At 61.5% G+C, this 12634-nt stretch carries 11 protein-coding genes; 5 read left to right on the top strand and 6 right to left on the bottom strand.

All coding sequences use genetic code 11. The features are described from left to right. Positions 1 to 192: 192 nt before the first annotated feature. The gene (locus GNP00_RS00650; RefSeq protein WP_083764588.1) at positions 193 to 5085 is read right to left on the bottom strand and encodes an apolipoprotein A-IV repeat region-like domain-containing protein; all 4893 of its coding nucleotides are present in this window, start codon (positions 5083 to 5085) and stop codon (positions 193 to 195) included. A gap of 273 nt (positions 5086 to 5358) precedes the next feature. Here GNP00_RS00650 and GNP00_RS00645 point away from each other — a divergent pair, with 273 nt between their 5' ends. Together GNP00_RS00645 and GNP00_RS00640 are read left to right on the top strand one after the other, a co-directional pair. Further along, positions 5359 to 5712, top strand: a complete 354-nt coding sequence (locus tag GNP00_RS00645) for an Hpt domain-containing protein (protein ID WP_011580748.1) — start codon at positions 5359 to 5361, stop codon at positions 5710 to 5712. A gap of 71 nt (positions 5713 to 5783) precedes the next feature. Beyond that, complete coding sequence (locus GNP00_RS00640; protein ID WP_011580749.1) at positions 5784 to 6104, top strand: 2Fe-2S iron-sulfur cluster-binding protein; 321 nt, start codon at positions 5784 to 5786, stop codon at positions 6102 to 6104. A gap of 35 nt (positions 6105 to 6139) precedes the next feature. Here the strand turns inward: GNP00_RS00640 and GNP00_RS00635 are convergent, their stop codons facing one another. Beyond that, positions 6140 to 6763 carry a DUF922 domain-containing Zn-dependent protease gene (locus tag GNP00_RS00635; RefSeq protein WP_011580750.1) on the bottom strand — a complete coding sequence of 208 codons (624 nt, stop codon included), beginning with the start codon at positions 6761 to 6763 and terminating at the stop codon, positions 6140 to 6142. Between the two features lie 180 nt (positions 6764 to 6943). Here GNP00_RS00635 and folP point away from each other — a divergent pair, with 180 nt between their 5' ends. From folP to folK, 3 genes are read left to right on the top strand one after another with little or no spacing between them, the layout of a single operon-like run. Further along, positions 6944 to 7780, top strand: a complete 837-nt coding sequence (gene folP, locus GNP00_RS00630) for a dihydropteroate synthase (RefSeq protein WP_011580751.1) — start codon at positions 6944 to 6946, stop codon at positions 7778 to 7780. Between the two features lie 12 nt (positions 7781 to 7792). Then, on the top strand, positions 7793 to 8152 hold the full coding sequence (gene folB / locus GNP00_RS00625; RefSeq protein ID WP_011580752.1) for a dihydroneopterin aldolase: 360 nt from the start codon (positions 7793 to 7795) through the stop codon (positions 8150 to 8152). Continuing rightward, complete coding sequence (gene folK, locus GNP00_RS00620; protein ID WP_011580753.1) at positions 8136 to 8687, top strand: 2-amino-4-hydroxy-6-hydroxymethyldihydropteridine diphosphokinase; 552 nt, start codon at positions 8136 to 8138, stop codon at positions 8685 to 8687. Before folB ends, folK begins: the two co-directional genes overlap by 17 nt. Here the strand turns inward: folK and GNP00_RS00615 are convergent. The 4 genes from GNP00_RS00615 to GNP00_RS00600 all read right to left on the bottom strand — a co-directional run bounded on the left by GNP00_RS00615 (position 8656) and on the right by GNP00_RS00600 (position 12430). Further along, on the bottom strand, positions 8656 to 9195 hold the full coding sequence (locus tag GNP00_RS00615) for a hypothetical protein (protein WP_041545291.1): 540 nt from the start codon (positions 9193 to 9195) through the stop codon (positions 8656 to 8658). The genes folK and GNP00_RS00615 overlap by 32 nt on opposite strands. Positions 9196 to 9318: 123 nt before the next feature. Beyond that, a complete protein-coding gene (locus tag GNP00_RS00610) occupies positions 9319 to 10383 on the bottom strand; it encodes a YcjF family protein (protein ID WP_011580755.1) in 1065 nt (354 codons plus the stop codon). Then, entirely contained in the window at positions 10380 to 11843 is a 1464-nt protein-coding gene (locus GNP00_RS00605) for a YcjX family GTP-binding protein (protein WP_011580756.1), read from the bottom strand. Before GNP00_RS00605 ends, GNP00_RS00610 begins: the two co-directional genes overlap by 4 nt. A gap of 86 nt (positions 11844 to 11929) precedes the next feature. Continuing rightward, positions 11930 to 12430 (bottom strand): SixA phosphatase family protein, encoded by a 501-nt coding sequence (locus GNP00_RS00600; protein WP_011580757.1) that lies wholly within the window; start codon positions 12428 to 12430, stop codon positions 11930 to 11932. Between the last annotated feature and the right edge of the window lie 204 nt (positions 12431 to 12634).

Here is a 12634-nt window from a genome sequence, read left to right as displayed (position 1 = left end):
AGACGCCTTTTAGCGGTAGTCCAGCGCGCCTTCAGCGTACAGCCGGAACATTTGGCGTCGCATCGACTGCTCCCCGACAATGTGTCCCATGAAAATGGCCGCCTCGTTTCCAAGGCGGCCATCCTAAGGATTTTACGGCAGCCTTAATGGCCGGCCATGAAAGCGGCCCACATCTGAGGCCGCTTTAACAGTTCAGTTCAGCCGCCCGCTTGCGTGGGCCAGCATGGTGTAGACCTTGCCCGTGTCCGAGGTGAGGTAGGTCTGGCTCATCACATTGTCGCGGTCGGAACGGGCGACATCGGCCAGTAGCTTCTCGAAATCGCGGCAGTATTGATCGACTGCTTTGCGGAATTCTGCATCCTCTCGATACTTGCGCTGGATCTCGTCAAAGGTTTGCTGACCCTTCAATGTGTAGAGCCGGCGATTGAAGACGTTGCGCTCCCCGCGACGATATCTCTCCCAAAGCTCGACAGAGACGTCGTGATCGATCGCCCGGGCGATATCGAGGGAGAGAGAATTCAAGGATTCCACGACATGTGCGGGAAACTTGTCGGAGGGCGCTTCCACGGCCGCGGCTTCTTCCTCGCGGGAGGCGCTACGCAGAAGGTCGCGAATCCATCCCTCGCCGCTGGGGGATGAGGGCTGCTCGTCGCGTGCGGAAACAACCTGCCGGGGTGCACTCTGGCGCGGCCTCTGCGGCGCCAGGTCGGGACGCGGCTTTTCGACGATGCGCGAGAAGCCAAGCGCCGGTCCTGCCTCCGTCACGATCTGCCCGGAGTTCGGACGAACCCGCTCGAGCGCAGGGCCCCCGTCAGGCGCGCGCGCACTGCTACCGCCCACGTCATGCAGACGACCGGATTTCGCCACGATGTCCGAAAGCTCCTTCAGGGCGTTGATCTGCTCCGTGATGGCCCGGCGCATGGCGAAGGTCGACTGCTTGGCCTCCTCGGGAAGTTCGACAATTCCCCGTTTCACGTCTGCCCGGGTGGCTTCGATCTCATCGCGGATTTCCCGTGCGCTTTGGCGCAGGTCTTCCGTCGCGCCTGCAAAGCGGCGTGTCGCGGATTCCACGACCTCATTGATGGAGTTGCGAATGGCATCCATCGATTCACGCGTCCGGCCTTCGGCGCCGTCTATCGTGTTTTCAATAAGATGCTCGAAGGACTTCATGATCCGCTCGACATGCTCGGACTTTTCGACAAGCCCGTTTGCCAGCTCATCCAGCGCGCGCTGCCTGCTTTCCAGGCTGGCGCCGAGGCTTCCCTGCGCCTTCTCGAGCAACTCGGAAGCTGTTTCGAGAACGCGGCTGTGATCTTCGAAACGGCTGGCAATGACTGAGATCTCCCGCAAGGTCCGCTCGGAGAAATCCGCCAGCCGGCCGGAATTCGCATTGATGAGGCTTGCGGAATTGGCGATCGTCTCCGCCGCCCTTTCTGCGTTGCGGGCAAATTCGTGCGTGGTTCCTGTCAGCTTTTCGTCCACGTCCGAAAGATTTTGCGTCGCTGCGGTTATCAGCCCGCTTAGTTTCTCGCCGGAGGTTTCCAGCTTGCCGAGCAGGTCGCCGACATTGCCGAGCACATTGTTGCGGGCACGCTCCATGGCGCTGAGCGTTTCGGACGTGCGGCTTGCCAAGGCGTTGACGAGGGCGGCGTTCTCCTGGCGCAGGCGCTCTGCGGTCTGCTGCGTGATGGCTTCAATGCCTTCGCGAAGCTCTCCTCCGCTGCTTTCAAAGCGCTCGACCAGCGGCCGAGCGGTTTCATCCAGGATACGGGCGATCTCGGATGTGCGGCTTGCAAGCACGCTGTTGAACTCGCGCGTGCGCTCCTCAAGCGTCCGGACAGTCTCGCCGGTGCGCCGGGAAATATGTTCATTGATGGTGGCAAAGGTCTGGCCGATCGTATCGGCGGTCGAAACCAGATCGGCCTGAGTGCGGGCAAGCTGCTGGCTCAAATGCTGAGCTGCCTGTTCCGCGGTGGTCTTCAAGCGTTCTTCGGCGCCGCCGAAGCCTTCTTCCAGCGCGACCGCCGTGCGGCCGACGCTTTCGGTGAGTCGCCGCTCGACCTCGGACACGCTGCCCATGATGGCCGAGCTCGTGGAGCCGGTCGCCGTCCTCAGGCGACCTTCGACCTCGGCAAGCTGCTCCACCATGGCCGCGGCACGCGCCTCGAGCTCCAGGGACGTCTGCTTGGTGCGGGCAACGATGCGCTGGTCGGCTTCCTCAAAGGTGCGCGCGACCATGTCTGCCCGGTCGGACAGCACGGAAGAGATCTCGTCGATCCGTGTTCCGACGCGCCCATCGATCTCGTTGAAACCGCTCTGAAAGCTTTCGGTTCTTTCGGCGATACGCCGCGCAGCACTGTCGAGCGTCAGGTCGATCGTCTCCACATGCTCGCCAAGAAGCTTCGCGGCGCCTTCGACGCGACCGGCAACCCGGTCCGCCGCGTTATCGAAAGTGCTGTCGATCTGCCCGATCTGGTCGGAGAGCGAGCGGCTTACACCCTCCACGCGAGTTGAAATTCGATCCGCGGCCGCATCAACAGCCGAATCGATCCGGCTGACTTGGCCAGCGATTGCTTGAGCGACCATTTCGACACGTCCGGAAGCCCGTTCCGTCGCGCCGTCGAAGGTCATGTCGATCTGCTCGACATGTTCACCGAGCCTGCGCGCGACCTCTTCGGCGCGGGCAGCTATGCGGTCGGCAGCGCTGTCGAAGGTGGCGTCGATCCGCTCGGCCTGATCCGTGAACAGACGCGTCGTGCTTTCCACGCGCGCGGCCACTCGGCGATCGATGCCTTCCAGCAGCTTGGTGGTCTCGTCACCCAGGGAGGACGTTGCCTCGGTCACCTTGTCGCGAAGCGCGGAGGCGACCACGATTGCGCTGCTCTCCAGCGTCTGGCGCACATTATCGACGCCGATGGTGAGCGCCTTCTCCATGGTTTTGGTGCGCTCTTCGATGAGGCCGGTTTGAGCAGCGAAAGCGCTGTTGATCTGCTCGATATCCGTGCGGATGGCGGCGGTGATCCCGTCGCGCTGTTCGCCAATCTTGGCAATATCCTCTTCAAGCGCCGCAGCGAACGTCCCGCGCGTCTCGATCAGCTTGTTGATCTGCCTGGAGACCCGGCTCTCGAAGTTTGCATGAACCTCGTCGAGCTTTTGAATATCCGATTGAAGGAGCTCCGCGAGACGCCCCTGGTTTTGCTCGAATACGTTGATCTGATTGGTGATCGCCTCATCCATGCGTGCCTGCACGGAATGGAAGCGGCCGAGACCTTGGTCGAGGCGGCTGTCCAGGTCTGCGTGCCCTTCCTTGAGCCGTTCTGCGAATTCCTCCGCCTTGCCCTGCAGCATGATGGATGTCGAGGCGACGAGTTCCGAAAGTTCGCCGTCGATGGTGTTTCGCCCGGCCTCGATGGCCGAGATGACATCCTGCTTGCCACGGACAAAAGTATCGGCGATTTCGCGGGCGCGCTCGACCAAAGCCTCATTGATGCTGCGCGCGCGCGCATCGAGCGCCGATTCAAGCCGCTCAATTCCTGTGTCCAAAGCCTGGGCACGGGTAGAAAACTCCGAAAGCAGTGTTTCGCCGCGATCGGTGAAGGTGCGCTCGATTTCGCCCAGTCGGTCGGCGAACAACGCATTCAGGCGATCGGATGCGCTTCCGACCGAGGAGACGAAGCCGTTTACCCGGTCGTCGAACAGATCGCTGAGGGTACGTGTGGCGTGATCGGTACGCTCCGTGAGCGTCGCGATACGGGTGTCGAGCAACTCCGCGAGCCCGCTTCCCGAGGTGGTGATCTGCCGCGAGAGAGTTTCCGCGCGCTCGTCCAGAAGGCCTTTCACGCCATCGCTAGAGGCGCTGACACGCTTGATGAACTCCTGGCTGGATTCGCCAAGCGCAGAAATGCGCGAATCAAGCAATCCGGCGAGGGTCTCGCTCGACGTGGCAAGCTGGCGCGAGAGAAGTTCCGAACGCTCGTTGAGCAGATTGGCGACCGAATCGCCCGTGGTATTTATGCGCTGAGCAAAGGTGTCGCCAGACTGCTGAAGTATGGTGGACAGATGCTGCGCCGTGCCATCCACTGTCACGCGGATCTGCTCGCTGGCAGAATTGAGCTCTTCTTTTATGACTTCATGAGCACCGGTGATGGAGGCCCGGACACGCTCCGCATGCCCGACGATGCCCTCGCGCTCGCTGCCAAGGCTGTCGACCAGAAATCTGATGCGAGCCTCGTTCTCCGAGTAAGCGCGCTCGAGCTCGTTGACTTCCGTATGAACGAGCGTTTCCAGTTCGACCGCCCGTGCCAGCGTGCGCTCGATGCCCTCGCTCATCGCCTGCACTTCGCGGCGGATGGCCTGGCCGACCATCATCACGCGCTCATGGGCCAGGTTTTCAGGCTCGGTGAGGCGGAAGGCGATTTCGGCCATGTTGCGGGCGGCAAGCCGCATTTCCTGGGCACGCCGGATCATCACGGCGAAGCCCCAGATGAGCAGCACGGGCATCACGACGGCGGCGATAAGGCCAAGCGCCGCGGGAGCAGAGGCAAGCTCGCTCAACGAGCCGATCTGCCAGATCTGGGAGCCGAAGCCAAAATGAGCAACGGCGGCGCCGAGCAGGACCCACGCGACTGAAAGCGCGGCAGCAATCCAGTAATTCGTGCGCGAGGGCTGTTGCTCGATCGTGTGGGCGAGACGCAGATAATCGCTCGTCTGCTTGTCATCATTGGCCGGCAGAAGCGCCGGCGTAGCGCCGGTGCTGGGCGGCTGAGCCTCCGCTCGCGTAAGGTTTTCGACAGGCTGAAACTCTTCCGGCTCCTCGTCCAGCTCGGGCAGCTCTTCGAAATTGTCAGCCAAGGCTTCGGCCTTGGTGTTCGCCGCTTCCTTGGGGAGGGCGGCCTCTTCCTGATCGCTGCGGCCCTCGCGGGCAAGCTCCTCGGCAGCCATTGTGATCTGCGCTTCGAGCTCCTCCATGGAGGCAGCCACGTCGAGATCCTCGCTCTCCACCGCGAAAGATGCGGTTTCAAGCTCCAGGGCATCCTCGAGCTCTTTCGCGAAGTCGTCTTCTTTTTTGATCGTATTGCGTGCCATGCCGCCGCCTACCCTGTCATTGGGCATCCCGAATTGGGTCCCTTCACGACCTGTTTCCGCCCACATATTGCCACCCGTATCGTAGTGGCACAGGGTTGTGATTAAAATACGTTTTAAAAGCCATGCCCGTAAGTTTAAATATAGGGTTAACGGCAGACTGGCTGAATGCGGTATTTTTTGGGCATAACCTTAATGCCTTGTCCACAGGAGTTAATGCTGGTTAAACGCACATTAGCTGGATATTAATGGGGTGGCCAGGGTGGGTTGCCGGGAATGCTGGACTCAGAAAAACAACATATTTTCAAAGCCTTACCGCTTGATTTCGCGCATCTGAGCCGTCAGACGATGGGCGACGAGCAATTGAAGCGCGAGGTGCTCGATCTCTTCCTTGTGCAAGCGGCGGCGGCGCAAGCCGAAGTTGCCGGCACAAACCTGGAAGGCCGTCGCATGCTTGCCCACAGGCTGGTCGGATCGGCGCGGGCCGTCGGTGCTTTCGCGATCGCAGCCTGCGCCGCCGAGCTGGAGGCTTCGCCAAATTCCGAAGAGATCGCGGAGCGGCTGCCCCGCCTTATCGAGGAGATGAAGCTCTTTGTCTCCCAGCATACGGAAACTGGTGGAGCAGGTTGACTCGTCCTGCGTAGTGATTATTCCCGGCTGTTGTTCCTCCGCAGCAGCTCAACCCCTCCAGGTTTTCGCTTATGCCAAGGCTGAAATTCATCGCGTTCGACGGCACGGAATTCGACATCCAGGCCGATAACGGCTCAACGTTGATGCAAAACGCCGTCAGAAACGGCGTGCCGGGCATAGAAGCCGAATGCGGAGGCGCCTGTGCATGTGCAACCTGCCATGTCTATGTGGACGAGGCATGGGCGGAGATCGTCGGCCCACCGGAGCCCATGGAAGAGGACATGCTCGATTTTGCCTATGACGTGCGGCCGACCTCACGGCTGTCATGCCAGGTTCGGGTGAGGGAAGAGCTGGATGGCCTTACGGTAAGGATACCTGAGCGTCAGGGCTGACCTCATCAGGCCCGCCACTGCCAGCGCTGCGGCAACTAACGGCCCTGCTGCCGCATTTGAAGGGCCTCGATCTGTTGCAGGCGATAGCGCAGCAGGCGCATCATCCGGCTCTCGAAATTGATGCTCTCGATGCGGTCGAACTTGTCTTGAGCAGCGTCGTGCTGTGCAAGAAGCCGCTGCGTTGTCTCCTCCACTTGCTTGGCAAGCGCGCTGCAGGTCCGCCGCGGGAACAGTCCCTTCAATGTATCCTCGAGCAGCCGCGCGTGGTTCTTGGCGATGCTCAAATGGCTTTCTTCATGGCGTTTGATGTCGCGTGAGAGCGTGTCCCAGATCAGCCTGACCTCGGTCTCCGCGCGACGCCTGTCCCGCCACTGCGGAAGGATCACCTTGGCCTTAACGGAGACACGGGCATTTTCGATGCGGCATTGGCCGCGCGACTCCGCATAGTCGATGCGCGTTGTGAACTCCATATTAGTGGCGCCCGGATGTCTCTGGCCGGTGCTGTCGAGGCGCGGCCCGCGTGTATGAAGCTGCCGCTCTATTTCCGACAGGGTTCGGCCGCCGATGGGAAAATAGCTATAGGTCTTGGAAATGGTTGCAGCCGTAGCGGGATTAAGCGCCATGGCAAAAAACAGCATGATCGGGAGAAGGCGTAGCATCAAAAATCTCCTGGGGGCGCCCCGATGAGACTTTGCGACGACGCGGGGGCGGACGCAATGAAAATCGGGGCCCGGCACAGACGCATCTTCCTTTAGGTAAAAAGCATGTATGACCCGGCCGTGGCAGTTGATTCTGCGGGCAAGGAGCCGCACATGAATTTGATCGCATGGATTTAGGAAATGACCGAACCGCGGCAGTGGACATTGGCTCATGGGCGCACCCTGGAGCTCGGAGGGGATGCCCTGATCATGGGCATCCTCAACGTCACGCCGGACAGCTTTTCAGATGGCGGACGCCTGCTGTCCGTGGAAAGTGCGGTTGCGGCGGCTCGTATAATGGCCGCTGAGGGGGCCTCTATCATCGATGTCGGGGGAGAATCCACGCGGCCTGGCGCCGAACCCGTGAGCGCAATTGAGGAACAAAGAAGGGTTCTGCCCGTCATCGAGGCGCTTGCCGGGGAAGACGGCTTCGTGCTGTCGATTGACACCTATCGTTCGGAAACGGCCGAGCTTGCCGTTCGCGCCGGCGCCCATATCGTCAACGACATTTTCGGCGTGCAAAGGGATCCGGCCGTTGCCACGGCTGCCGCGAATGCTGGTGCGGGCCTGATTCTCATGCACACCGGGCGGGGAAGGCAAAAGCTGCCTGACGTCATCGCCGATCAGTTCTTCTATTTGCGCAAGTCGATCGAAATCGCCCATCAGGCAGGCAACCGGGACGAGCAGATCGTTCTCGATCCGGGATTCGGGTTTGCCAAGGAATGGCACGAGGATATCGAGATCATGGCCCGTTTCGGAGAACTGAGGGGGCTGGGATTTCCGCTTCTCGTCGGCACCTCGCGCAAACGCTTTATCGGCCGCATCACGGAACGCGAGGTGGGCGATCGAGACACTGCAACGGCGGCAACAAGCACCTTGCTGCGATTGAAAGGGGCCTCGGTCTTCCGCGTGCACAATGTTGCGGCGAACAGGGACGCGCTGCGGATCGCAGACGCCACCCGCGCCGCCGAAAGGTAAGGGAGGATTCCCGTGTACTCCATCCGATTGAGGAATTGCGCGTTCTACGCTCGGCATGGCTTGCTCGACGAGGAGGCGGCGCTGGGCCAGCGATTCTATGTCGACGCCGAGCTCCTTGTGGAGCCTGAAGTGCCGCTGGAGGAGGCTTCCATCGGGACGACTGTCGATTATGGCGTCGCCTTCTCCCTTATTGAGAAAATCGTCACGGGCGAGCGTTGCCCGCTTATCGAAACGCTGGCACTTCGGATCGCAAAGTCGCTATGCGCAAGATTCCCTCAAATCAAGCATGCAACGATCACGGTTCGAAAGCCGTCCGCGCCCATTGCCGGCGTCTTGGATTATGTCGAGGTAACGGTTGACTGGCCCCAATAGGAAAGCACGCGCCTTTTTGTGCCTGGGCGGCAATCTGGGCGAGCCGGAACGCGCCATGGCAGAGGCGCTGCAGGTTCTTGATGCCAGCCCCGAGACCTGCGTCATCCGTGTTTCTTCGGTCTATCGAACGCCGCCCTGGGGCAAGCTGGATCAGCCGGAGTTTCTCAACGCGGCCGCCGAAATTGAGACCGGGCTTACCCCGCACGAACTGCTTTCGCAGTGTCTGGCAATCGAGCGCATGCTGAAAAGGGAGCGCCGCGACCGGTGGGGCCCACGCGTCATCGATATCGACATCTTGACCTATGATGATGAGCGGATTGCCGACGCCATGCTTGAAATTCCGCACCCGCGGATGCTCCAGCGCGCTTTCGTGCTGCTGCCACTGGCCGAAATCGCGCCTGGCCTTGTGCTCGAAGGAAAGTCGATCAGTGAACATATGGCACGGCTCGATGCTTCCGGCGTCGAGCCGGTCAAGACCGGCGGCGAGTGGTGGAAGAATGAGGCTATTCGCCCGTTAACGCGCTCACCGTCTTAGCGTCCACGCGCTTCAGCGTCATGCCGATCACCGGGACGAGGTCCTCATCCACATGGACGGAGATCGTCACATTCATCGTGTTCTTGTCCGAAAGCTGCGCGCGCATCGCCCCGGTAAGGGCTTTGCGATGAATGGCAAAGACTGCGGATTGGCCTTTGACAGAGCCGCCGATTACATCGAGCCCTTTGCCGCTCGCGCCGTCCTGGAATGTGCCGCTGAACCCGGATTTGCTGCGCTCCACCCTGGCGGACATGTCCTGATTGAAGACGCCCACACGGCAGCCGCCGTCAAGCGACATGCCCACCCGGTCCTCCGGGGTTGCGCCCGCAAAATTGCAGACGAACTTCGTACCCTTGTACTTTCCCGCGACGATCTCGCCGGGGCCGGTCCAGCCACCCTCGATCTGCTCAAAGAACCGGCGCTCATGGTCGGAGGCGGTCGCGAATGCCGTCGTCCCGAGTAAGAGGGCGGCGGCGAAGGGTAAAAGGACAATTTTGCGCAGGAACATGGGACGGAACATCCACTGGGGCGACATCGATTTCCGAAGCATGAAGAAGTTTGGTTAAAGCTTTATCACTGAGTAGCCCCGGCAGGCGATGGTTGGCCCGATAAACTTCTGTATCAAAGGCATTCAGGTTCGTTTGCCGTCGGTTTTGGCCGCGAATTGAGTAAGCGCCTTCAGGAAATCGCCGATTCCGGGCCGCTCGACAGCGCGGAAGGAAAGCGGGCGTATCGCCGAAATGGCAGCCATGCCGATGCGCGCCGTCATCATGCCGTTCACCACCCCCTCGCCGAGCCGGGCCGAAAGGCGGGCAGCAATTCCGTGCCCCACGATCTGCTGCACAATCGTATCGCCCATTGCCATGGAGCCGGTGACGGCGAGATGGGCGAGCACGTTGCGTGACAGCCGCAGGAATCCGAAAAAGCCCGGGCGGCCGCAATAGAGCTCGGACAGGCGGCGGAGCAGGCGCACCGCTTCGAAGATGACATAGCCGACATCCATCAGCGCCCGAGGGCTGACCGCCGTTACAACCGAAACGCGCTTGGCGGCATCGAGCACCAGTTTCTGAGCACGCTTGTCGAGGGGCGCCAGGAGTTCCTTTTCGGCAATCCGCAGGAGGTCGCGTCCGTCGATGACGTCGCCCTCCAGCTGTTCCAGTTGCCGCCGCCCTGCGGCCGTGTCGGGGTGGCTTGCAAGCAGCGAGGACAGATCCGCGATCACCGCCCGCGCTTGCCTGGCATCGTCACGCTCATAAGCGTCGTCGGAGCGCCGCCGCATCCTTTCAACGGAAGCAAGCCGCGCGACCGCGATGGCCTCGCGCACGACGATCGCAAACAGCGCCAGCGCCGCGACTGCTACGAGCGCCGCACCCAGCCAGCCAAGCCAATCGGCGCGGGAGAAGAGGTCGCGGATGAGACTGTCCGCCCAAAGTCCCGCTGCCAGGGAGACGAGCATTCCCAGCGCCGCCACGAAAACGGCACCGAGGCGTGAGCGCCTTTTCGGAGCTGCCGCGGGCGGCGGAGCGGAAGCTTCAGTCTCCAGAGAATCGAAGATGTCGATCTCGGCCGGCGTGATCTTGACCGCCTCGTCCACTCTTATGGCGCGCGGCTTGCGTACGTCTTCCCGCGTCGCCTCGGGAGAGGGGGAGGGCGCGGGCTCAATCCGGAATGCGGCGGGGCGGCGCGGTTCGCTCATGCGAGCTTGTCTCCAAGAAGGAATTGCAGGGCTCGATCAAGCCGGATGTGAGGCAGCGACAAGGTAATGCCCTCCATGGTGCGTTCGAGCTTCGGCGGGCGGAAGCGTACGAAGCGGATCGCAGGGTCGCCGGAAGGCGCGGGTGCTTCCTTGCGGAAGAAGGCAGCAGGGCTTTCCGGCAGGTCTCCGGGGAAAATGGCGGTTTCCGTTTCACCGTCGAATATTTCTCCGCCGATGCTTTCCCCCGCCAGCGGAGTGCCGATGATGACGGGAAGCGTCTGACGCCCGCGCGTCACCGTCCCCTCCCGCGTTGCCCTGACCGCCGCCATCGCCACCACGTCGACGAGCGCGCCGGAAAAGTCCGCCCGTGCTATCGCCCGCTCCGCCAGGCGCCGCACGATTGCCTGCAGGCGGTCGTGGCTCTCATGATGGATATGGTCCGCCTTGGTGGCGGCGATCAGAATCCGGTCGATCCGGCGCGAAACGAGACCGGTGAGCAGGTTGCTGCGGCCGGGCCGGAAACAGGCAAGGATTTCCATCAAGGAGCGTTCCAGGTCGTGCACGGCTGGCATACCGGCATTGATGGCCTGCATGGCGTCCACGAGAACGATTTGCCGGTCGAGCCGTGCGATATGCTCGCGAAAAAAAGGCTTCACCACGTGGGTTTTGTAGGCCTCGTAGCGCCGTTCCATCATAGCTTGCATGGAGCCGGCGCGTGCGCGCGTGCTGAACCTGGCAAGGGGTGCGAAGGTGAGGGCAGGCGAACCTTCCAGGTCTCCCGGCATAAGGAAACGGCCCGGCGGCAGGGTGGAAAGAGCACGGCTCTCTTCCTTGCATGCCCTGAGATATGAGGTGAAGCTTTCGAACAGCTTTCGGGCGAGAACCTCGTCGGCCTCGCCATCCGGGTCGATGCTGGCGGCAAGGTTCCGCCAGGGACGGGCAATATCCTCGCGCCCCGGCAGTTCCGACAGTTCCATCGCTTCGCGGCTGAAGGTCTCGAAATCCTTGCCGAGGAGAGGAAGGTCCAAAAGCCACTCGCCGGGATAGTCCACGATGTCGATCGAGACCTTCCCGCGTGAGAGGAGCCGGCCCCAGGCCGAGGCCGATTCGTATTCGATGGTAAGTCTGAGTTCCGAGATCGCCCGCGTGGAGGCGGGCCAGACATGCCTTTCCACAAGATCCGCGATGTGGTCCTCATACTGGAAGCGTGGGACGGCATCGTCGGGCTGATGCTCGAGATAGGCTTTGGCGATGCGGCCTGAGGACTGCGCCTCAAAAAGCGGCAGCCGTCCGCCATGGATCAGATTGTGGACCAGCGCGGAAATGAAGACCGTTTTGCCCGCCCGCGAGAGGCCGGTCACGCCGATCCGGATGGAAGGTGACCAGAGACCTGCGGTCCGGTCGGCCACGGTGTCGAGAGCGATGCGGGCTTCGTCAGCGAACGTGGTCAGCGATGGCAAGGGGTGTTCCTTATCTGCTCTCCGGCACCGATATAGGCAATTGGAAGGGAATATGAAAAGGGTTGAGGGTGTCGCCCCGCTGCACCTCACTTGCGCGGCGAAAGGACGGCGACGAGGGTGCCGGTCCGCGGCGCCAGGTTTTGCAGCGGCTCCGGGAAGTCCAGGACGGCAAGTGTTCCCGGCGCAAATCCGGCCGACGCGGCCATGCGCGCCTCACTCCCGCGTAGGAGCAGGTGTGCCAGTTCCTGGATCGCGGGATTGTGGCCGATCACCAGGAGGGAACTCTCCACCGGCGAGGTCATGATCAGGATACGGCAATCCGCGGCATCTCCCCGGTAAAGTTCGGGCAAATAGCTGACCTCGATCGAAAGGGCTTCCAGGCCCTGTCTCACGGCTTCCCAGGTCTGGCTCGCCCGAACCGCGCTGGAGCAAAGGACGGAACTGGGCAGATAGCCGGCAGTCTTCATGGCACGCCCGAGTTCCACGCCGTCTTGCCAGCCCCGGTCGGACAGCACACGGTCGAAATCATGCGCACCTGCCGTCGCGTGCGAAGCTTCAGCGTGCCGCAATAGATAAAGCCGGTACAAGCGCTTCTCCTAGGGTGAGCGGCCGTCCGACGGCCTCTGCTCCATCTTATGATGTAGTATGTGCGGAGCCAAACCGCTTCGCACCTCCGGAAACCTTATCCCACTGCGAATTTACGTTGCATCCGTTTGATGTTTTCCACCTGAAGATGACAAATGCGTTATTCAAAGACCGTTAATGCTTGTCCCAGCCCTCACAGCCGAATA

The organism is Chelativorans multitrophicus, assembly GCF_011317445.1.
Classification (GTDB): Bacteria; Pseudomonadota; Alphaproteobacteria; order Rhizobiales; family Rhizobiaceae; genus Chelativorans; species Chelativorans multitrophicus.
This window is presented reverse-complemented; position numbering and strand designations above follow the sequence as displayed.

Coding starts and splice junctions, on each gene's coding strand:
- GNP00_RS00615 (WP_041545291.1), bottom strand. CDS start 9,195: ATGTTCCTGCGCAAAATTGTCCTTTTACCCTTCGCCGCCGCCCTCTTA.
- GNP00_RS00640 (WP_011580749.1), top strand. CDS start 5,784: ATGCCAAGGCTGAAATTCATCGCGTTCGACGGCACGGAATTCGACATC.
- GNP00_RS00645 (WP_011580748.1), top strand. CDS start 5,359: ATGCTGGACTCAGAAAAACAACATATTTTCAAAGCCTTACCGCTTGAT.
- folP (WP_011580751.1), top strand. CDS start 6,944: ATGACCGAACCGCGGCAGTGGACATTGGCTCATGGGCGCACCCTGGAG.
- GNP00_RS00610 (WP_011580755.1), bottom strand. CDS start 10,383: ATGAGCGAACCGCGCCGCCCCGCCGCATTCCGGATTGAGCCCGCGCCC.
- GNP00_RS00650 (WP_083764588.1), bottom strand. CDS start 5,085: ATGGCACGCAATACGATCAAAAAAGAAGACGACTTCGCGAAAGAGCTC.
- GNP00_RS00635 (WP_011580750.1), bottom strand. CDS start 6,763: ATGCTACGCCTTCTCCCGATCATGCTGTTTTTTGCCATGGCGCTTAAT.